14 protein-coding genes are annotated in these 22,056 nt (G+C 40.6%); 5 read left to right on the forward strand and 9 right to left on the reverse strand.

The window, feature by feature from the left end:
• Nucleotides 1–261 precede the first annotated feature (261 nt).
• Nucleotides 262–2,325 carry a S9 family peptidase gene (locus tag L1077_RS14055; RefSeq protein WP_237137410.1) on the reverse strand — a complete coding sequence of 688 codons (2,064 nt, stop codon included), beginning with the start codon at nucleotides 2,323–2,325 and terminating at the stop codon, nucleotides 262–264.
• Nucleotides 2,326–2,584: 259 nt separating this feature from the next.
• Nucleotides 2,585–5,227: a TonB-dependent receptor gene (locus L1077_RS14060; RefSeq protein WP_237137411.1), complete on the reverse strand. Its 2,643-nt coding sequence runs from the start codon at nucleotides 5,225–5,227 to the stop codon at nucleotides 2,585–2,587.
• Nucleotides 5,228–5,430: 203 nt separating this feature from the next.
• Here L1077_RS14060 and L1077_RS14065 point away from each other — a divergent pair, with 203 nt between their 5' ends.
• Nucleotides 5,431–7,494 carry a winged helix-turn-helix domain-containing protein gene (locus L1077_RS14065; RefSeq protein ID WP_237137412.1) on the forward strand — a complete coding sequence of 688 codons (2,064 nt, stop codon included), beginning with the start codon at nucleotides 5,431–5,433 and terminating at the stop codon, nucleotides 7,492–7,494.
• 81 nt (nucleotides 7,495–7,575) lie between these two features.
• Entirely contained in the window at nucleotides 7,576–8,154 is a 579-nt protein-coding gene (locus tag L1077_RS14070) for a hypothetical protein (RefSeq protein ID WP_237137413.1), read from the forward strand.
• A 1-nt stretch (nucleotide 8,155) separates the two neighbouring features.
• Here L1077_RS14070 and L1077_RS14075 read toward each other — a convergent pair whose 3' ends face one another.
• Nucleotides 8,156–8,761 (reverse strand): TetR/AcrR family transcriptional regulator, encoded by a 606-nt coding sequence (locus tag L1077_RS14075; RefSeq protein WP_237137414.1) that lies wholly within the window; start codon nucleotides 8,759–8,761, stop codon nucleotides 8,156–8,158.
• Nucleotides 8,762–9,358: 597 nt separating this feature from the next.
• On the opposite strand from L1077_RS14075, the gene L1077_RS14080 reads away from it, so the two are divergent.
• From L1077_RS14080 to L1077_RS14090, 3 genes are all read left to right on the forward strand, one after another.
• On the forward strand, nucleotides 9,359–9,715 hold the full coding sequence (locus tag L1077_RS14080) for a hypothetical protein (RefSeq protein WP_237137415.1): 357 nt from the start codon (nucleotides 9,359–9,361) through the stop codon (nucleotides 9,713–9,715).
• 454 nt (nucleotides 9,716–10,169) lie between these two features.
• Nucleotides 10,170–10,763, forward strand: coding sequence for a GIN domain-containing protein (locus tag L1077_RS14085; protein ID WP_237137416.1), 594 nt, complete (start codon nucleotides 10,170–10,172; stop codon nucleotides 10,761–10,763).
• 22 nt (nucleotides 10,764–10,785) lie between these two features.
• Nucleotides 10,786–12,042 carry an amidohydrolase family protein gene (locus tag L1077_RS14090; protein ID WP_237137417.1) on the forward strand — a complete coding sequence of 419 codons (1,257 nt, stop codon included), beginning with the start codon at nucleotides 10,786–10,788 and terminating at the stop codon, nucleotides 12,040–12,042.
• Nucleotides 12,043–12,430: 388 nt separating this feature from the next.
• Here the strand turns inward: L1077_RS14090 and L1077_RS14095 are convergent, their stop codons facing one another.
• The 6 genes from L1077_RS14095 to L1077_RS14120 all read right to left on the reverse strand — a co-directional run bounded on the left by L1077_RS14095 (nucleotide 12,431) and on the right by L1077_RS14120 (nucleotide 21,897).
• Nucleotides 12,431–12,973, reverse strand: a complete 543-nt coding sequence (locus tag L1077_RS14095) for a GNAT family N-acetyltransferase (RefSeq protein ID WP_237137418.1) — start codon at nucleotides 12,971–12,973, stop codon at nucleotides 12,431–12,433.
• A 334-nt stretch (nucleotides 12,974–13,307) separates the two neighbouring features.
• A complete protein-coding gene (locus L1077_RS14100; RefSeq protein WP_237137419.1) occupies nucleotides 13,308–14,657 on the reverse strand; it encodes a TonB family protein in 1,350 nt (449 codons plus the stop codon).
• 294 nt (nucleotides 14,658–14,951) lie between these two features.
• The gene (locus tag L1077_RS14105; RefSeq protein WP_237137420.1) at nucleotides 14,952–17,519 is read right to left on the reverse strand and encodes a TonB-dependent receptor; all 2,568 of its coding nucleotides are present in this window, start codon (nucleotides 17,517–17,519) and stop codon (nucleotides 14,952–14,954) included.
• Nucleotides 17,520–18,149: 630 nt separating this feature from the next.
• Complete coding sequence (locus tag L1077_RS14110; RefSeq protein WP_237137421.1) at nucleotides 18,150–19,376, reverse strand: threonine/serine ThrE exporter family protein; 1,227 nt, start codon at nucleotides 19,374–19,376, stop codon at nucleotides 18,150–18,152.
• Nucleotides 19,377–19,647: 271 nt separating this feature from the next.
• A complete protein-coding gene (locus L1077_RS14115; protein WP_237137422.1) occupies nucleotides 19,648–20,883 on the reverse strand; it encodes a glycosyltransferase in 1,236 nt (411 codons plus the stop codon).
• A complete protein-coding gene (locus L1077_RS14120) occupies nucleotides 20,884–21,897 on the reverse strand; it encodes a LacI family DNA-binding transcriptional regulator (protein ID WP_237137423.1) in 1,014 nt (337 codons plus the stop codon).
• Nucleotides 21,898–22,056 lie beyond the last annotated feature (159 nt).

Here is a 22,056-nt window from a genome sequence, read left to right on the forward strand (position 1 = left end):
GTATATTTTGTGTTTAAATTGAAAATTTTTTGTTTTAAAAACTCGAGGCTTTATTTTAATATGGGTACAACTCAAAAATAAGCTTGTCCTATTTATTTTGCTCTTTGAGCGGGTGCTACACTATCTCGTGCTTTGAAGCGCATGGAAGGGGTCATAGGTCAGACACTGGGCAATAAATTCAGGGCGAGCATATTTTTGAGGAGTGAAATAAAAGAGTAAAACGCAAATCCTTTGTTTTACTCTTTTTGACATGGAAGTGACTTATTTATTCGCTTCTTTTGCTGCTTTTAGTTTAGCGGCATGATCTATCTTGTAATCTGGCATGTCTTTGTTGCCATGAATTAGGTAGTTATCCATCCAGCGCATCAGGCGAATGCTGTAATCATACTGCGCTGCGACTTTGCGGTTGCCATGACCTTCTCCAGGGTAATAGACTAAACGCACATCTTTGCCTTGTACCTTCATATATCTATACAATTCCATGGATTGTGCAGGGTGTACGCGAGGATCATCTTTACCGTGCATAATTAACAATGGTGTTTTAGATTGACCAGCCCAGTAAATAGGACTGCGCTCAAGATACCATTGCCATTTTTGCCAAGGGTATGAGCGAGCGTGTACTAAAAACATCTCATTTGAAATATCAGTAGTACCAAATTTCGATAATTGGTTAGTCACACCCACAAACATGACGCTTGCAGCAAAATGCTCTGTTAATTTTGTTGCGCCCCAAGCAGAAGCATAACCACCGTATGAGCCACCTGTAATGCCTACTTTCTTGGTATCTACTAGTCCAAGATCAACGAGGTATTTTTTCATATCGACTAAATCATCGAACTCTTTACCTGCGTAATCACCTTGGCCTAGTTTTGAGTAATCTACGCCTTTTCCGGTTGAACCACGGTAGTTAGGGTAGAATACCGCATAGCCACGCGCAGCACCCATTTGACCTGGGTCTGAGTAGCTTGTTAGCCAGCCATTTTTATCGTGTGACTCAGGACCACCGTGAACAGACATGATCAATGGGTAACGTTTACCTTCTTGGTAGTCTAATGGATAAATAAGAACACCACCGATTTCGACCCCGTCTCTGGCTTTAAATGTCAACGCTTCTTGCTTTGCAAAGCGCTTGTTATCAAGCCAAGAGTTTGAGTTTGACAAACGCGTCGTACGCTTTGAGCGTAGCATATAGACTTCGTTAGGGTGTTTTGCCGTGTTTGCAGTAAGCGCTATGGTTTTATCTGAGTCTGAAACTGATAGCTTTCCGGCGATAAGCTTGCCATCTTTGATGATTTTTTTGTACTTATTCGAGCCAACTTTAATTTGCCCTACGAAGCTCTCTGCACCAACATGACCTACAAAATTAAGCGTGTTTTTACGATTAGACCACTCAAAATCACCAATATGGCCCATAAAGTTCGGGATCCACTCTTCGATTTCGCCAGTCTTTGCATTGGCTAAGAACAGTCTGCCTTTAGCTGGGTCATGCTTATCTTCTGCGCCTAAGAGCGCAATGTATTTGCCATCGTGAGAAAATTCCGCTTCACCTAACTTTCCTTCGGTTTGGAAAGACGTAGTGATCTGCTTTGTTTTGGCATCCATAATATGCCATTGTGACTTCATATATTGGTCATCAATGAGCGCGGTTGGCTGAGTTTTGACCAGTAATTTACTGGCATCATCAGACCAATTCACATCGCTTACATACCCTTGAACTGGAACGACATCAGGTGTGAGTGCTTTTTCACTTGGCTGTAAATCGATAATATGAAGTTGTTTATTTCTCAAACCAAGCTCATACACTTCAGCCATAAAGCCAAGTTTTTTAAGTTCTTTTTCTGAGCTATCTTTGGCTGGCATTGCTAACACAGCAACTTGCTTGCCATCTGGGCTTAATCGATATTTAGAAATTGATGTATCTTTTAATGCGAATACTTTTTGCGCTTCACCACCGTTTACTGCGATACGGTAAAGGGTCGTGAATTTATCCGTTTTTTTCTTCGTAAGGAAGTAGATAAACTGGCCGTCGGCTGACCAAGCGATGCTTTTGATATTGACTTGACCAGTAATAAAAGGACGTTCAATACCCTCATCGTTAACTAGGTGCAGCTCGTTAAAGTTTTTACCATTTTTATCTATATACAATTCGCGAGGTACAGAGCGTGTGAATGCAACAGATTCACCATCAGGGCTGACCTGCGCACTCACCACGCTTTGGATTTTTGGAATGTCTTCTAAGGTAATGGTGTCAGATTGAGTGCCAGCGAGTGCGCTTGTGCTTACCAAGCCAACTGCCAGTGCAATTGAGGATTTGATCAATTTCATTTTACTAGCCTTGAAAAAAGGATTGTGAGGGACGTAAAACGTCGAGTAAAAAAATTCCCGCTATTTTACGGTGAGCCCTGAAGAAAGCCACTGTTTGCGATTAATCGTCTGAGGTATGCGACCAATCACTAACGTGAATAAATAAGCATAATAGGTGAATGAGAAAAACACATATGCAATTGGCCTTAAAGCGACATTCAGTCCAAAAGCCGAATTATCAGAAGGTGTATGAGGTAGTTAGTTAATTGAACTTTTGGAATTAATTTGCTGAGAAGCGATATCTTGCCCCTAAATAGAAGCGGCGACCATTTTGGTAAATAGCAGTTGGAGCGTATTCATTTCGATCGAATGTATATATGATCTCGTTGTTTAAGTTTAAGAATTCAAAAATAAGGTCTAGGTCATCGTTGATTGAGAATGTAACACTGCCGTCAAGCTGCCCATAATCATCCATTTTTGTTTCGCCAATGCCTGTGGCAAATTGCGTTCTGTAATTATAGGCAAGGCGAAAGCTGACTGAGCTATTTTCATAATATGCTGTGAGGTTTGTGCTGTGTTTAGAGGTCCCTGGCACCCAATCATAATTGCCATTTAACTGGGTGTTACGGTCTCCATCAACAAAGGTGTAATTCGCAATGACCCCAAAGCCATATGCGATTGCTTGCTGGTAACTGAGCTCAACTCCCCTGATCACCCCTCCTGCACCATTAATAGGTCTATCGATGGACATGAGAACCCCTTCATGTAATTCAAGCGCTCGGTTGAATTCAATAAAAGACTCTACATCTTTATTGAATACCGCAATCGATGCCAGCGCTGAATCAGTAAAATACCACTCTAAACCAAAATCATACTGAGTTGCTCTGTAAGGGTTAAGTTCAGGATTGCCGCCTTGGCCTTGCGCCTGAGTTACATTGTAATTAGTGGAGGGCATCAAGTGGTGAAACTGTGCTCGAGACATAACACGTGCAACTGCAAATCGAGAGATAAGGTGCTCAGTTAAATCAAATTGAATGTTAAGGCTAGGTAATAGGTCGGTGTAGTGTTTTGATGTAGATTGCCAGTCATAAGTATCTGTTGGTGAAGACGCTGTGCGCTCATATGCTCCTGCTTTTTGCCAAGTAGAGACAACTCTTAACCCCAAATTGGCTTTATAGCCTTCGTTAGCAAACTCAACCATAGCATAACCAGCAAGGGTTTCTTCTTCAATTGTGAAACGGCTGGTTTTTTCTTCTTTTTGAACAAAGTCTAAGGTCGAGAAGTCACGTGATAATGCATTGATATCAGCAAAGCTATACGCTTTTAAAGTATCGCTGCTTCCGATGCCGTCTAAATAGCTATTAATAAACTTATTTGGATAATCAGCCAATGTGGTGTTGAGTTGGCCAGCCAAGCCATTAAGCCCACCATTTTGTGAACGCATGCGGATAAAATCACGCTTATGGCGTTTGTATTTACCGCCAAACTTCAAGGTATGAAAATGTTGAAATGAGAGATCCCTAGTAAAGTCTTTTTGTAAAAAGTAGCCAGTATCGTTACCATCTTGACTATCATTGCGCGCTTCACTGATAAACCATTTTTGTGGGGCCAGCGGTGATACGTCATACTGAGTTTTAATATTTTTATTTTCTCTAGTATCAAAGCTGTAATGGGTGTTTGCAGCAAATTGAGCCGTATTATCTTCACTTGTTCCACCGCTGCCATGGGTATAGCCCACTTGATATTGAGCCTGCCACCATGGGCCGGTATAGAGTAAATCAAGGTGGATACTTTGGGTTTGTATTTGCGCTTTTCGCCAAATTGCTTCCATGCTGGTATTAAATGGTTGGCTTTGCGCGGGTGTAAGAGACGCGTGAGCAAGGGTATTATCTATAATTTGGTAATTGCTTATCGTGCTACCTGCCTCTAATGCCTTTCCTGGTTGCCATAAAAAATTTTGGTTTGAGTTATCAGCATTGAGTTGCGAGTGCAGAAGGTGGCCTCTCAAAGTCCAAAGTTCATCAATATGATAGGTGGCACTGGTGGTGAAACTACTGAGTGCTCTGTCTTGTTGGAAAACGGCTGAGCCTCCGCCACCCGGTGACCATATATTCTGTAAGTCGCTTGGTTTGTCCGCTTGAGTATTCGACACTAACTGGCCTGCATCGTCTAGATTGTAACTTCTTTCATGCCACCCCCAAGATTCCAGTCCGTCCCGACGTAAGCTTCTGCTGTGATGATTTACCGTGAAGAGTAAAGCAAAATCACGCTGCTCATTGATCCAGCTATATACGGCTGATAGTTGCGGGTCGTACTGCTGTGACAAATCATTGTATTGCAGTTGTGATGTGACAGACAACACGCCAGGATCTGAAAAAAGAGGGTCTAGAGTTCTAATATTTATGGCACCACCTAGCGAGCCTTCATCTTGATTTGCTTTTGGGGTTTTATAAACCTCTAAGCTCGATACGATATCAGCGGGTAGTAGGGTGAAATTGAAGCCCCTACTAGGTAATGACGATATCCACCAGTCCGCTGAAGCTAGGTATTGTCCATTTAGGTAGGTGCGATTTTGCTCTGGGGTTGTTCCTCTGACGCCGATCCGTTCACCTTCCCCTTGTACTCTTGAGAGTGAAATACCAGTGATCCTTTGTAAGGCTTCCGCAACATTTTTGTCTGGGAATTTACCAATTTCCTGAGCACTGATACTATCTGAAACTTGGTCACCAAAGCGTTTAATATTCAATGATTTGACAACGCTGTCATGAAAGGCGCGAATTTCTATTCGAGACAGGTCGTTTTCAACTCTTTCTGAGGGCTTTTGATTGAGCGGTTGGCTTTGGGCTTCTTGATCAGCTTTGCTGTGAGCAAAGGGCATATATAAAAGCAAAAGGGGAAGAAACAAATGACAAATACGTTTCATGACCATTGTTTCCTACTCCTATTCTCAATTAACGTTCGGGAAACTTTGCTTTTATATTTCTATTTAAGTGCAACAGAAAGTGCTGTAAAGTTGCGTTTAGGTAAAAAAATTTGTCCCCATCATAACATAGTATGATCATAATGGAATAGTCGTTATGTGCAGGGCCATGTAGCTTGGGCTCGTTTTTTGGATTGGATCAGTAAATGCAGTTTGAACGCTTTCTGTTAAATGATGTTTTGATAGATACCCAAAAAATGAGTGTCAAAGTGGACGGAATATGGCGGCCACTTGAGCACAAGCAGCTTGCATTGATAAGGCTGTTAATTGAAAAATCTCCTGAACCTGTCAGCAGAGATGAGATAATTAATCAACTATGGCCAAATCTTGTGGTTAGTGACAACTCTGTTAGTCAACTCGTGGCACAAATTAGGAAAACGCTCAATGACACGTCTAAAGAGCCTACCTTTATAAAAACAGTGCCTCGATTTGGTTATCAGTGCATTGCTAGTGTTGCAAATGCGCCAACATTAGCCCAAAGAGCACATTCTCCGCAAAAGAATATACCAATTAATTGGCTTGTTTTTGGGGCATTTATTGGTTTTATTACTACTTTTATCGCTTTGTTTGATTTTAATATATTTAAATCTACACCAAAAATTAAATATATCTCTAGAATCACTTCTTCTCCGGGTGCTGAAGCGTATTTAAGTTTTTCTCCCAATGGTCGTTTTTTGGCTTACAGTCAAATTGTAACAGGTCAAAGTCAATATGATTTGGTTGTGCACGATCTCCAAACAAACTCTTCTCATACAATTAAATCATCAGGTTATAGTGAGCAAGCACCGAGTTGGTCTGAAGATGGGGAGTGGCTATTATATTATCGATATAGCCCCTTTAGTTGTGAGGTAAGAGGCTTGTCCGTTCATAATGCTATTGAATTGTGGCGTTTAAATCGGGATGTATCAGTATTAGAATGTGATAGCGCACAAGTTCCTCAAAAAGTGATATTAAATAAATCTAGCCAGCTTTTTGTAAACGAGATGAGTCAAGGGAGAAAGGAGATAGTGAAATATAATATTAATATGGACGATATTAATAATTTATCATTATCAAAAAAAGAGATCGTTGCTCAAGCTGAGACTTATCGGTCCCGCGGTGACCAAATTATCTATAAGCAAGATATGCAATGGTTACTAGGGACTATTGGTAAAGATGGTGAGATCAGGAAAACTGGGCTAATTGAGGTAGGTGATGAGCCGTATTTTGGCTTAACTGACGGAAGTTGGTTGAGTGCTGGTAGCGAGTTAAAGTTACATTCACCCGATCAGCAGAGCAGCACTTTGTATAAGCCTTATGGCGAAATATCTGAAATTGCCATTAACAGTGAAACCGGCTTAATTGCCCATACAGAGGGCAGTGCCGAAGTTAATCTCTATGAGTTTTCTATCACATCGAATACGTTTACGGCCGTTTCTTCAAACTCAAGAATTGATACACAGGCTACGATTTCAAGTGATGGAATGCAGGTGGCATATGTCTCAACGACATCACATGCAGACCCTCAAATCACACATGTTGAAGTATGGCTGAAGCACCGATTTAAGTCGAGTCCGAGTCTTTTAACTAGTTTACTGAAAAAGGATAAACCTAAGCTGCTGCTTTTTTCTCCTAATGGAGAATATTTAGCTATGCTGAGCGAGTCTAATACATTATTTATAATCAATACCTTTTCAAAAACCCCTCGTTCGGTGATTAAGGAAAATCAAACTCTACAGAATATACATTGGTCAAATGATGGGAAATCATTGTATTTTAAAACAATAGAAGAGAATCGTTCACAGTTTTGGAAACATGATATAGCTAGCGCGAGTAATACGCTTCTTCCTGAACTAGAGCAGCCATATACTGCATTAATAAATAAAAATGAAAGCTTTGACTCATATACAAATGATATTGGTGTGTATTTGTATGAAGTGTTGCAGGGGGAAGTGCCGCTTCATCATCTTTCTTATTCGTTAGAATTATATCGCCCTGCAATATACAAAGGTGGTATTTATTATGTTGTGAGGGAAGGGCATCAATTATCATTGTTTAATTACAACATAAAAGAGCAGACTAATAAGTTTATTTCTGATATTGGGCTTTATTTATATGATGTGAATGTGGAGCTAGGGTTGAGTGCAACCAGTGACGGTGAATATATTATAATCAATCGGATAGAAAATTTGGAAATGGATATTGTCCTTCATGAGTTCTTAACTGATTAGATATTTTTTTGATATTATTTGTTGCAATGAGCTAACTAAAAGTGCAGTGTAAGAGTACGCTTTTAACGTAATGGTGTACTTATGAAAAGAATAAAATGTGTTATCGCGTTACTGAGCATAGTGCTAATTAGTGGTTGTGCTTCGCCTAGTATAGGGCTGAGCAATCAGATATCCAGTGAAAATGGTATTGTATGGGGTAGTATGGCGTATGAAGGCAATTACGCTGATTATCAGGTCCATTTTAAAAATATTAAGACTGGGAAAAAGCACTTTATATCCTTAAGCACGAGTGTGAATGAAGCGGGCCTTTTCGCTATTGAACTCCCTGCGGGAAGTTATATGTTCACAGGGTGGAAGATAAGTGAGCAGTTCATATTGGTTAATAAAATGGGCGAAACTGAGCATAACTTTAAAAGCAAGTCAGGCGAGTCTACTTATTTAGGTCAGATACACTTTTCAGCGCGGGACATCACAGAGTCAAAACAACCGGACATCAAAGCGTCTTTGCGTAATCGTTATGCATTAGATATGGAGCATTGGCAAGCCTCTTTTGCGGACTTGGGTCTGCAAATACAAGATGAACATCACGTCGCAGCACAGAGCACTTTGTGCCAATCTTGTAATCTAACAGTGACATATACGCCCGCCCAAATACGGTAACTTAAGTCATATTGTAATCGGCATTGTAAACTCCAAGACTTTGCAGCGAGAGTCTAGTGGAAGACCAAAGCTGCTCATAGTCTTTTATAAACTTGCCAGATACGTTGATCCCAATAAGCAAATTTAAGAGCGCAAGTGCCTTTTGCTCAACTTCTTTTTCGTTGAGTTTTTCCTGCATGTTTGCCGCATTTAAAAGCCGTTTTAATCGAGTTAATACGACATCTACGCTACTTGATAATGGAGGGGAAAGAATGTCATTGCTTCCCACGAGCTCAATAATACTGTTGATCATCAAGCATCCTTTGGCTTCTTTGTCTGTCACTCTCGCAACGCAGATATTCTGAAATACAGTACAAATTTCTTTCAAGATATCACCTTGCTCATTGATTTGGTCAAAGGCACAAAAAGGAGAGTGAACATAGTAGCGTTTGAGCACTTCTATAAAGAGGGATTCCATTGAGCCAAAGGAATGATAGAAGCTAGAGCGAGTAATACCTAACATTTCTGATACTGCTTTTACAGAACAGTTTTGATATCCCTGACTCCAAATTAAATGCATGACCGAATCAACTGCTTGGTCACGGCTAAATGCCTTATTTCTACCCATAATCTCTCCAATTACAACTTGAAATTTATTGTACATCAGTGGACAAATAAAAACTAACCTATATATTGTACATGTATGTACATTACTTGTTTTTAGTAAAACCAATAACAAAGGTTAAAATAGATATAAGGTGATAAAATGGTTTTTGTTCGTTCAATTAATGTATTTTAGTTGTACTAATGAACTGCGAGCATATTCAGCAAGTTATAAGGTATTAATCCTTGTCATTGATGAAACACTGCAAATTGAGCGCAAAGTACAGATGTAAAGCCCGCTTTTATGTCTTATTTAGAGCGGGTGGAAGGAGAGGTTGTGATTTTCGTGCATAGTAATCCTATTTGCTCTTACTCCTGCCAGATGTACTTCATTGATAGCAATCATTGTCTGTGCTATCTAGTCTATTACTTTTTCTACCACTTCCTTTAAGCTTACATTTTATATCTTGCTGGAGTAATCTAACTCCTTTATTATTAAGGAATAATTGAACATTAGGCCTAAAGTAACGCAATGATAACTGCCACAATAGCGACAGTTTGCCTGTCATACCCCATCTTTCTTTATATTTATGCGTTTTTAGGAGGGCTCTATGGTTATCTTATGATGAAGCTAGCGAAAGAAAGAACGCTGGAAGGTGGTCGTCGAGCTGCGGTTATCGTGTCCACCACTTTTATGCCTGCTGGTTTTATCGCCTTTTGCTATATATTTTTCGCTGCTATTGAACCCACACTCTATGCTTTTATGAATGTAAATGACACACTCTTTGCAACTGTTGCTAATGGCTGGTTTTTGTTGTTGTTGGCAGGAACACACATAAAAGTAGGCTTGGACCTATTCGAAGATGCTATCGAAGATCCACATAACGCATGGGGCAGGAATGAGCGACCGTCTTACATTGCGAAACAAAAAGCACAATATGATGCGTTTGAGAAAGCATTAAAGAAAAGAATGAAGTAGCCTAACATAAAAAGCCGAATGTAATGTTCGGCTTTTGGTAAAGAGAAATAAAGTTCGCACCCCTTAAAAGTATCAACGTTTCCTTCATTTACTCGACGCTTTTTATTACATATGAATAAGGGTTGGCTAAATATGCCATAATTATTTTAAGGTTGAATCAAAGCTGGCTGCTTTGAGTCAGAAGTGGTCATTGGGCGAATAAAAATCAATGATTCTGATTTGGTTAATTATCTTAGTTGAAACCAGCATCGCAAAACGCATTAAATTCTGCACTAAAACACCGCTGTTTAAACTAGTATGTTTGGCACCTTTCTAAATCACCGCTACAGCTCATAAACTGCTAACTTATTTAAAGATAAATGACAAATGTCATGTTTGTTCATGACATTTGTCCATTACTTACATCTAGCACTTTTTTAATAATGCTCACACCAATAAAGTGCTAGAGGCTAATATGAATCATTCACTAACTATTGTTTTAATTTTATTTACCACTATTTTGTCAGGTTGTGCCAACTTTGCCTGTCAGCAGGAAATAAGAGAAGTCAAAGATTTTGACAGTATTATTGTTGGTGGACTTGCTGATGTATTTATCACTCAATCTGAGCATCAACAAGTCAGAGTCTTCGCCCGTGGCATACCCATAGAAGATGTCATTACACACAGTGAAAATGGCACCTTAATCTTGACTACGCAGGGCTACCACAGTGGTGAGTCGGTAAAAGTTTATGTGACATACGAACAATTAAAAAACATTAAAACCTCAGGTTCTGCCACTTTAACAGGTGAAAACCAATTAATTGCAGAACACGTCACTATTGTGACTACAGGGTCTGGCGATATAACAAGCTTATCCTTAGCAGCAAAGCAACTCAGCGTACAAATTAACGACACTGCCAACGCGAATCTTGTCGTTCAGGTAGACAACTCAAACATAGAAATGAATGACGCTGGCGACCTTGATATTCGGGGAGTAGCTAACCATCAGCAACTGCGCTCTAACGGCTCCAGAGGCACTTTGAACAACACTCAATTAAAACTTAACTAAGAGCAATAACCGGAGAAAAGTTATGAAAAAGTGTTTTACATATCTGTTCGTATTTTTAATTAGTTCTGGTTTAGCGTTGGTACTAGCGTATAACCACAACTTATACACGTGGGAAAGCCCAAAACAAAATATGTGGATTCAAGGCGGGACTTTATTTGATGCTACCTCAGAGTTTGCAAGAAGCAACCCAGGAATATTAGTAACCGATGGTAAAATCGTTTGTCTTGGAGAAAGCTGTATTATTACAGAAAAAACCTTGGTCATTGACGCTACGGGAAAGTCAATTATGCCTGGCCTAATTGATTTACATGGCCACTTCTTTGGGGGGAAGGAGCAATCCAAACATGACAACATGCTAAATACAATTTGGGATCAACTTCGTTTTTTACCCAGTGTAAGACAAGACCTAATTCAAGCTGGTGTAACCAGTTATCGCTCTTTAGGAGACATAGCGCCAGCTATCTTTGATTTAAAAAAGTCATTGTATCAAGATAAGTTAGCAGGCCCTCGATTATTTATCGCGGGTCCAATTTTTACTGTTGCAGGTGGTCATCCCACTCAACGTAAAGACATTCCATCTTGGGTTTTAAAACAAATGACTTTTCAGTCAGATTCTCCACAGCAAATCACAGCAAAAATCGAACAGTTAATTTTACAGGGGATTGACGGGATTAAGGTTGTTTATCAAGGTCACACCGACAGTGCTAATGATATTGAAATGCCTCGCATGTCTCGGGAAACACTGGCTACTATTACTTCGCTTGCAGAAAAAAACGGCCTTTGGGTGGCTGCGCATACCGGTGGTCAAAACGAAACAATCGAAGCGATTAACACAGGAGTGAGTAGTGTTGAACACGGTATTCGGCATGGAAACATCATTCGCCAAGAGACGCTTGACGCTGTTGTTAACAATCAAGTGACTTATGTTCCCACGCTCGGTCGAGAGCCCAAGGGTCATTTAAATATCCCTCACCTGGCCCAATCTAATGTTATGTTAGGAATTGGCACTGACTCGCCGGTAAAAGAACATGGTCAATATAGTTATCATATGGAGTTAAAGCGTTTAGTTGATGCGGGTTTTAGTGATACTCAAGCCATCATCGCAGCGACAAGAAATGGCGCAATTGCCCTTAAAAAATCAACGCAACTTGGGACCATTGAACAGGGGAAATTTGCTGATATCCTCATCATTAATGGCCGCCCATGGGATAATATTAGTGATATAGAGAAAATCGACACCGTCATAATCAACGGCCGTATTGGGTATTCCATTAATTAAGTTGACAGAAACAGGCTTGTAATAATAGATTATATCTAGCAGATTTTATAAACATACAGAACTATAAAAGCTTCAATTTGCCACAAACTATTCAACACAAGTAATTACTATCGCGTGAGGGCTTAGGGCCCTCTATTTGCATTACTTGTCATTTGCGGTGACTAAGTCGGATATTATAGGATTGAGCTGCGTTCATGACTACTCGTTTTATCGACGTCCGCTTTTTACTCTTTATCGAAGTTTAGCGATATGCCAGTTTGCGCCGTTAATTAAAGTTCGTCTAATCTAAAATACTAACAAAAAGCTGTCGTTCACCATACTAGGTTATGAATAAGCAAGGCTCACAAACTTATTCCCAATGTGTATGTTGTTAGTGCAAGTTCGAACGTTAAATCCGTTTTATAAGTAGCTTAATACCTTCATGCTCTGTAATTTCAGAAAACGGTTTTTCATCACCTAAAGTAAACTCTTTGTATTTTATAAATGCTTTTTCTTCAAACCCCAGTTTATTCTTAAAGATATGTTGAGAAACATTTCCAGTAGCTTCAGCTTGTGCAAATTTGAACCCCTTATTCTTGGCCTCGTTAATGCACTTAGATATCAATTTGTCTACGACTCCTTTCCCTTTAAACCTATCGTCCATTGCGACAAACTTTATATTTAAATAAGTATTATTTGGTAAAGTTTCACCTTTAAAATAGCTATTATTGAGTGCTGTTATCAAAGTCGCAATTGGATTACTTGGCTCTTTGTCATCGGTATCAACTTTATTCAGGGTCTCGGCCAGATCTGAAGCCAAAATAGCGCCAATAACTTTGTTCGTTGTTAACTCTTTGGCTATAAACCCCAATCCGTTGTCTGCACAATGCTGTGTTAGACCCAAGATAAACTCAGAAAACTCCTTTGGTGGCGCATTATTTGCTCCAGCCAATGGCTCTCTTTCATTAAATGTAGCGACAACCAGTCTAGCTGTTTCGTGTATATTTTGACTATGAATATTGTCTACTGAAAAATTAACATACTAGTATGAGGTTATCTTGTGCAAGAGTATCAATAGGCAAGATTCGTTTTTCCATGAGATTGAAACAAATAAGACCTCTACAGCAGGTTTTTCCTAAACTCTTTTGGGCAAGCGCGTGATGTTTTAAAGTTGGCTTTCGACAAACTGGTGTTAATGTGCATTTCTCAAGTTCGCAGCTTACTACCAGTTAGATAAAGCTCAACCCTGTGCGCAAAACGCAGTTTCAAATTTAAGCGTCTACAGCCTATAGTTGATCAAGGAACTGTTCAATCTGACTTGTATCCCATTGCCTTTTTTGTGCTTGTTTAAATGCGTTTTGAGCTATTTCAATCGACTTTGTTGTGTCAGTGCTTTGGGTGAGTTTTGCTTGTAATAAAAGTAACTCAGGGTCACTTTCATCTTGCTCGAGTGCCATCTCGAGCCACTGAGTTAGGCTTTCTCCATCACTTGGGTGTTTATATAAATGCAAACTCAGCGCTTTTGCCGCTCTTTTATCGTGAGGTGCTGAGCGTTTAAACCATTTAGTTGCCTCAAAGGGGGCAAACAATTGGCTATGTTTATCACTGTACAAAGTGGCTAATTTGTATTGGGCTGGAGAAAAATGCAGGGCACTGCGTTTTAGCCAATTTAACGCCACATCAAACTGTGCTTTGTCATGTGAGTTAGTAAGTAGCTCAACGGCGAGCTTGTATTGCGCAATAGGCAAGTTATTTTTTGCAGCGGCAAGCAGTATAGTTAAGTAGTCATTATCGTCTCGCCAGTGGTATTTCAGTAATCGACTGGCGTTGTATTGATTAGAGCTTAACCAGTTTGCGATATAATACTGTACAAGCGCGTTACCTTGCTCGGCTGCATCAATATGACGCCTGATCTGAGCTTTATAATCTTGCTGCTGAAACGCCAAAGTCCGCTTGTATTCTTTACCCTTATAGGTTGTGAAGTGATAAATAAGCGAATGATTCTTTTTAGCTTTTCCGGGCTTATAGCGCCAAACTTTAACCGCATTAATTAAAGATGAAGCGAAGATATTTTTAGGGTAATCATCAATAACGATGATGTTTTTAACAACGCCGGTTGTATCAATATCAAATTCAAGCCAAACCCAGCCTTCTATCCCTTGTCTTGCGGCTTGCTCTGGATAATCAGGTTGCTTATCAAATGTTCTCTCCAATGAGGGAGACTGTGTACTTGTTTTGCTGAAATCTGGCTGGTACTTTTCACTTAAGTATTGATAGCCAAATTGGCTTTTTCGATGTTGCAGGACTTGCTCTAGCACCTGTTTGTCTGCGTACTGAGATGAAATTAGATGCGCTGTTTTGAGTGCCTCTGCAATGCCGTATTCGGCAGCGATTGCAAACCAAGCATGAGAAATTGATAGGTTTTTTTCAGTGCCTTGGCCATGGAGTGACATTACGGCTAAGTTATAAATGGCGTCGCCGTTACCGAGTTGGGCCAGTTGATAAAATTCGTTATAGGCTTTAACGTAGTTTTGTTGTTGGTAATAGTGTGTTGCAGTAAAAAGATCCGCACGACTGCTTGTTGAGAACAGCGCCAAAATTAATATGATTAGTTCAATAGGCCTGACATGCTTCATGCTGATTAAAGTGGCACCTTGTGATAATTACCCAACCTACATCAGGCGTTATGTTACGTATTTACTATATTAATTTATGTACCTAAATGACCGATTCTACAGCTTTTACAAACAATTACCATATCTCATAGTACAAGGTGTTTAAAAAGAAAAGCTGAAGGCCTACATTAGTAGGCTTCAGCTTAAATCTCCTGGGCAGGGAGAGGCTTTCCTTGCCATATGCCGCTGTGTTTACAACGAACAAGGTACAGAACTTGTGCCAGCGCTTAGCTTTTTACAAGCCTGCTTTTTTATTTAAAAGTTAAATCGAACACCAGCTACGAAGCGTCTACCATCTGCATAGACACCAGTAAGTGCCTGCTCAACACCTTCCTCTTGATAGCTAAATGTATGTTCATCGGTTAAATTGATAGCTTCTAAGACGACGGCTAAGTTTTCATTGATGTTATAAGTTAGGTTTGCATCAATTTGACCGTAGGCGTCAATGTAACCAGGCCAATCATTACCTGAGTCATAGCCTGAGCGGTGGTTATATGAAATACGGCCGCTGAGCGAGTCGTTTTCATAGTATGCACTTAGATTGACTGTGTGCTCAGAGTTACCAGGAATAGTCACGTCGTTGCCATCTTTATCTTTGGCTTCACCGTCCACATAGGTGTAGTTGGCAGAGATACCAATACCTTCAAGTAACTCTTGTTGATAGCCAAACTCTAAGCCTTGAATTCGACCAGCGCGACCATTTGAAGGGCGACTGATCCTAATTGGGGTATTTTCATGTATCTCTAATGCTGGCGTACTGTCTAAGAATGATTGAATATCCTTATAGAAAAATACCGCCGAGAATAAGCCAGCTTCGTTGAAATACCACTCAATACCGGTGTCGAACTGTGTTGCACGGAATGGATCTATATCAGGGTTACCACCTGTGCCTGTTTGAGTTTCAACGTTATACGAGGTTGAAGCCGTCATACTGGCATAGTCTGGACGAGACATTACTCTCGCTGCACTAAAGCGCATTAGTAGATCATCACTCAAGTCAACGGCGAGGTTAATGCTTGGTAGTACATCAAAATAGTCTTTGTCTTGTGTGGTCCACGTTTCAAGACCAGTTGCCCCCGCAAATGCAGAAGACTCTTGCTTGGTGTGTACAAGTCTTACACCTAAGTTACCACGCATGCCATCTGCATCTATGGTTGTTTTAACATAACCAGCTAGTATTTTTTCTTTGATGTCAAAAGTACTGGCTTTTAAAACTCTATAGTTCCAGTTAAGGGCATCACCATCTTGGCGAACTCTATCTGAGTCAGTAATGGCATAAGATCGCAATGTACCAGATGAACCCAAACCGGAGAGGTAGTCGCTAGGCATAACTAGGGAGTAATCTGCTAAGCTCCAATTAAGGTCAGTGCGCGCATCTGTGGTGTTTTTGGTATTAAAACGGCTGTGATCACGATATTTTAAGCCCATTTTTATTTCGCTGAATACAGCAACATCAATAGGGCGTTTAAAGTCAGCTTGGAAATAGCTTTCGTCATCTTTTGCATCATTGTTGTCGTAACGTAAAAAGCCGAGGTTCCATTTTGTGCCATCTTTCGGGTCTGCACCGTAAGACGTTCTGACATCTTCTACCTGTGATGTATCAAAAGAATGTACGTAGTTACCAACCCAGCCTACAGAGCGGTCAGCTTGTGAACCACCAGAGCCTTCGGTATAACCTAGTTGATAAGTGGATTGCCAGAGCTCGCCTTCGTGCTCGACTTTCAAGTCATATGCTTTGGTTTTGAGCTTTGAGTTTCTGACTTTTGTTTCATTTAGGATGTTTGTACCGTCTGGAGATAACCCCATGGTGCCACCAACAACCATTTTGCCGACCTTATTTTGGTCTATGATTGTGATGTCTGTATATTGAGCGCCGCCACGTTCAGGTAACCAAAGAAAGTTCTGGTTTTCATTATCAGCATCCAGCGTTGAATCTAATACATTAAATGAAATATCTGTCGCGTCACTAGGGCGATATTGCAGTGCAAGTGTGATACCTGTTCTGACACGTTCTTGAGAGAACATTGCTGAGCCACCGCCACCCGGGCTGTATACATCTTCATGCACGGTACCATCCGCCATGGTGATGTTTCTGTCTGTCCAGCTCCAAGCTTCAATACCATCACGGCGCAGATTTCGCTCTTGTCTAATCAACGACACAAGTGCGCCAAATGTTTCATCATCGTTTTTAAAGTTATACATGATGGATGCTTGCGGATCCGTTTCGCCAGAAACTTCGCTGTGTTGGGCTAACAATGAACCAGCTATTTTGTTCGCCTCTAAATCCAGCGGTTTTCTTGTTCTAACAATGATTGTGCCACCGATGGAGCCTTCATCAATGTCTGCCTCAGGTGATTTATATACCTCTAGACCTGATACAATCTCCGATGGCAGCATTGTATAGTTAAAACCACGACTCGCAGCCGAGTTAGTCCACCAGTCCGTTGAACCGACGGCTTGTCCATTTAACAATGTTCGGTTTTGGCTTTCACTTGTGCCTCGAATACTTACACGCTCACCTTCACCAAAGCTTCTAGTAAGGGAAACCCCTGTGATCCGTTGAAGTGATTCTGCGACGTTTTGGTCAGGAAATTTACCAATGTCTTCTGCTGTCACTGCATCTACGATTGCATCTGCATAACGCTTGGTATTGAGCGATTTAACAACACTGCCACGGATACCTCGAACTTGGATGACTTCAACTTCTTTTTGATTTGAAACAGCGCTGTCATTTTGTGCAAACGCATAAGGTGAAAAATACAAAGTAGAAGTCATTAAAGCTGAGCTTATTGCCAGCGACAACTTGTTTTTATTGTTGAACATGATACCAATCCCCTTGGATGAATTTTTGAACGTAATCACTTAAATGTAACTTTGTGCAGTTGAAATTTAACAACATGTCTGCTTGTTAAATCTTGAAAGGATATGATTAGTTGTGAAACATAAAATATATACTTATAAATATTCCTTAGCTTATGATTTTTATGCTTATTATTTTGTTTTCTCATTGTTTTTTAGCTAAATAAGTAATTTTATTTTTTAATTTTCAAGTGTGAATTTATTTACATTCACAACTAATTATATTGAAAGGGGAGGTGTCTAGGCTGAATTAGAAATTGGCTGCTTGTCGCCACGACTTTCTGAGTTGCGTTTTACACAAGGGTTAAAGCGACTTTTGGCAAGTTAACTATGCGCGGTTAATTTTAGTTTGCTTACCTAGTAAGGCTGTTAATATCGATTTAAGGTGTCTAGCTGTTAAACGTGTAAAGTGGGTTATGTACGACTTAAAAGCAGAGCGCAATGTGATGCTTGATGGGAGGCAGCCGGTGTGCTTCGAGCGCAGAAAAGGAGTTCGACAATGAGATTTGTCATTAAGGCGTGTGTAAATTGAGATGACTGAAATAAAACGACAACCCCTTCATGAGAGAAAGGGTTGTATCGAGCTAAATCGTGCTACAAGCTCTTTTTAGGAGGTAGTGCCACGTTGGCAAAGATTAGGCCTGCGACCAGCGACATAAAGATTAAAAAGGTCTGTTGACCAATATGATCTGCCATCACAAAACTCTGCCCTTCAATTAAGGAGTTGAGGCCGATGTATGTTTTAGAGCCTGGGACTAATACAATTAAGCCTTTCATGGTGACGATTGACGCTGGCGCGTTCTCAACGCGATTAAAAATATTACTGAAAATACCTACGGCAAATGCACCTGCAAACGTGCCTAAGGCATAATCAAAATAAATAGCTGCGCTGACTGAAACAGCATAAGCAATAAACCCAGATGTAATGCACCAAGGTACATGTTTTAATTTGGTTTTGAATATAACAACAAGACTAACGCACAGCAAAAATACCGCTAACCAAGCGGTCCACTTTGGCAGCGGCTCAGGTTGAACAAAATCAACTTGTCCAAACACGTAAAAGCCAATACTAATGCCTAAAAAGGCGCCAAAATATAGCTTGAATAACAGCATAAAGGCGTCCATAACCCTAGCAGTACCCGATACCAAGTGACGAGCAGAGAGCTCAGCAAACCCCAGTGCTAGTGCCAATCCCGGAATAAACACAATGATTGCGGATAGCACTACTAACCGAATATTGAGCTGTGGGTCGAGGTATGCAGAGACGGCACAGGCTGCAAATGCGGAAGCAATGGCAACCATAGGTTCGAGCATATGCGTAACGCGCTTGGAGTGCTCCGACCAAAGGATAAATAGGTATACCAAGATTGAGATTATCCCTGACCAGATCACATCACTCCAGCTTGAGCCCATTAGCATAGCAAACGCACCGCCAGAGACTGCAAATGCAAGTGCCATTTGCCACCTTGAATAAGGGGAACATGCGTTTTGGATCTGCTCAAGGCTTTCATCAGCTTCAGCGATTGTGAGCTCGCCAGCCAGCATTTTATTCACGACGTCATCGGTATTGGCAAGTGAGCCTAAATCATGGTCGCCCGGTTCAACTCTGGCTACATGGGTGTACTCTTCCTCATGTCCATCAGTCCAAATTACAAAAGTAACAGAGGTCGGAGACATAACAAATGAAGACTTTAAACCAAGGTGAGTGGCAACTTCCATCAAATGTGCTTCTAAACGAAAAGCAGGGGTGCCATATTGATGAAGCATTTTGCCAAGCTTAACAATAAACTTGCGCTTTTGGGTAAACGTCGCTGAGTTCAACTGTGCAATACCTAAATAGTTGAGAGGTTGAGGGCAAGCCCATAAACTTAAGTGTTGGTCACTTAAATCCCAAATTATGTAACTTATGATACCGCTAAATTATGTTGTAATTTTGAATACTCTAAGCAAAAAAACTTGGCCAAAAATGCCTGATTAGACCTATTCTCGCGGCGTACTCTGCCTAAGAAACAGTAAAGACATTACGCTTATCTCATTTCTATAAAGCTAATAATAAGTTACGCCGCGCATTCTAACCAGTTTTGCCTTATTTTCAACGCATTTTATTTGCGTTTTTTTCTTCTATCCACTGAGACATATATTGTGTGCTGCGCAGTGTATGGTGTTTGAGCATTTGCCCGAAGAAATTGTGCGTTCGATGAGGTGCAAGATTTTTTTGGAGTTCAGTGATTTGGTTTATTAAACGGGAACTTAACTCTTTTTTGTCATACCTGTTGTGTAGAATTTTAAGGCCATTATTTTGTGCTTGATGAAAGTCTTGTTGATTTGTGTATAGCGAGACAGCTGCCTCAATAAAGGCTTCATCACTGCTTGCTATTGCGCCATGCCAAGGTAAGTCACCATGCATGCCTTCTGCACCAACTTCAGTGGTAACACAGGGAGTTTGAGTTAACATGGCTTCCAAAAATTTCCCCTTAATACCTGCACCAAATCTGATAGGGGATAAACAGACGCGACTGTTTTTCATTACTTCTAATGCATCATCTGCCCAACCTTTGATTAAAAACCCAGTTTTAGGGTTGTTTAAATCCGTTGCTTTTTTAGGCGGGTAAGAACCATAAATATGTAATTGTGCGTCAGGTAGGCGCTTTTTAATTGCTGGCCAAAGCTTTTGCAAATAAAGTACAGAGTCCCAATTAGGCGCATGGCGAAAGTTACCAATGGTCATGAAGTGTTGGCGTTCTTCAAATGTTGGCAGCTCGCAAGGCAGTGAATTCAGATCGACTAAAAACGGTAGGTGGACCAAAAGTGCAGGGTTGATGTTAAAAGTTGATTGTAACAACTCATATTCATAGTCTGAGACGATGAGGGATAAATCGCAGCGAAGTATTGCGGCTATTTCTCTTTTCGCCAACTCACTATCCAATAGAGAGTCTAGATGGAAATCAACTCCTGCTTTTACAGCGGCGTGTCTTGCACCTCTTAGGCATTGCAAGTCTTCAGTGTCCAAAATTTTGAGGGCTTGCGGCGCAAACTTATCAACGCGCCAGCCAAATTGCTCTTCCATCATAAAACGGTCAAACATGACGATATCAGGATCGAGCGTCTCGACATAGCTATCAAAACTACTGCAGTTGAGTGCAATTTGCTTACTGGATATGCCATAGTTTGATAAATCAACCATATGGTCTGTTTGCTGTGCAGGGCTTGCAAATTCAACTTGCCAGCCTTGCGATGTAAAAAACTGAAGCAAAGAAAGCATATGCATGCCGGCAGCCGACGAGTTAGGCTCTGGCCATACATAGCCAATAACTAAAACTTTATTCATTTAAGAAGATGATTCTCGTATTTGTAAGGATATATCAACCAGTGTTCTGACTGGCGGTTGTGAATTGTTTAGGATCTCACTCAGTGCTTGGCAAGTTCTTTTACCGATGTCATTGGCGTCAATACGTACTGAAGAAAGGGCTGGGCGCATAAGGCGCGAATCAGCAAGATCATCAAAACCAATGACTTTTACATCTTTTCCAGGCACTAAGTCATGCTCTCGCATCGCTTCCATTACACCGTAAGCGATGACATCACTGAAGCAGACAACAGCTTGAATATCAGGCACTTGATTTATAATCTCGTGAAATGCGTCTCGGCCACCTTGGCGGTTGGTCGGCGCTTTAATTTCATATGACTTAATCGGTGAAGCATGTGCGGATATTGCTGAGCGAAAACCACTGACACGCTCATGATAATCTGATATATCGTCGGTACCACCTAAAAAGGCAAGAGAAGTCAGCCCTTTTTCTAGCAAATGCCCTGTGGCTAAATGGGTGCCTTTTTGGTTGTCGGGTAAAATACAAGGCGCATCAGCAAATTGTATTTCACGCATGATATTGATGACAGGAAACCCAGTTGATACCAGTTGATTTACCCACTCTTTAGTCGTGCCAGGCGCTGGTACCATAACAAAAGCGGAGACGTTATATTCTTTTAGTGTGTTGACCACTTGTTGCTGGCGTTTGAAGTCTTCACCAGTATTAACAAGCATCGGGACCATACCAAGAGCATAAATGTGCTTTTCTAAACCAACAGCAAGTTGTGCCGAGTAAGGGTTGGTTAAGTCATTGATAACTACAGCCACTAAATTAGAGCGTTTGCTGCGTAATGCCGCTGCATCTCGGTTGTAAACATAGCCAAGTTTCTCAATGGCTTTAAGTACTTTTTCTTTACTTTTGTCACTTACTTTGTCGGAGTGAGTTAATACGAGAGAAACAGTAGATTTGGAAACTTGCGCTTCTTTGGCAACATCAAAAATTGTTATTTTTTCTGGTTTTTTGTCGTTGTTCATAAGTGCCTGATCGCATACATTGTGCTGATGACGGTTGCATAGTTTAAACCTATCAACTTCGACTCTGCAACTTACAATTCAATTGTGGTGCTTCTGTATAAAACAATAGTCTAAAAAACAGCTTTTTGACTGTAAAATGTCTCTAAAATACTGCACTGG

The sequence above is a fragment of the Pseudoalteromonas luteoviolacea genome, assembly GCF_021654285.1.
Classification (GTDB): Bacteria; Pseudomonadota; Gammaproteobacteria; order Enterobacterales; family Alteromonadaceae; genus Pseudoalteromonas; species Pseudoalteromonas luteoviolacea_J.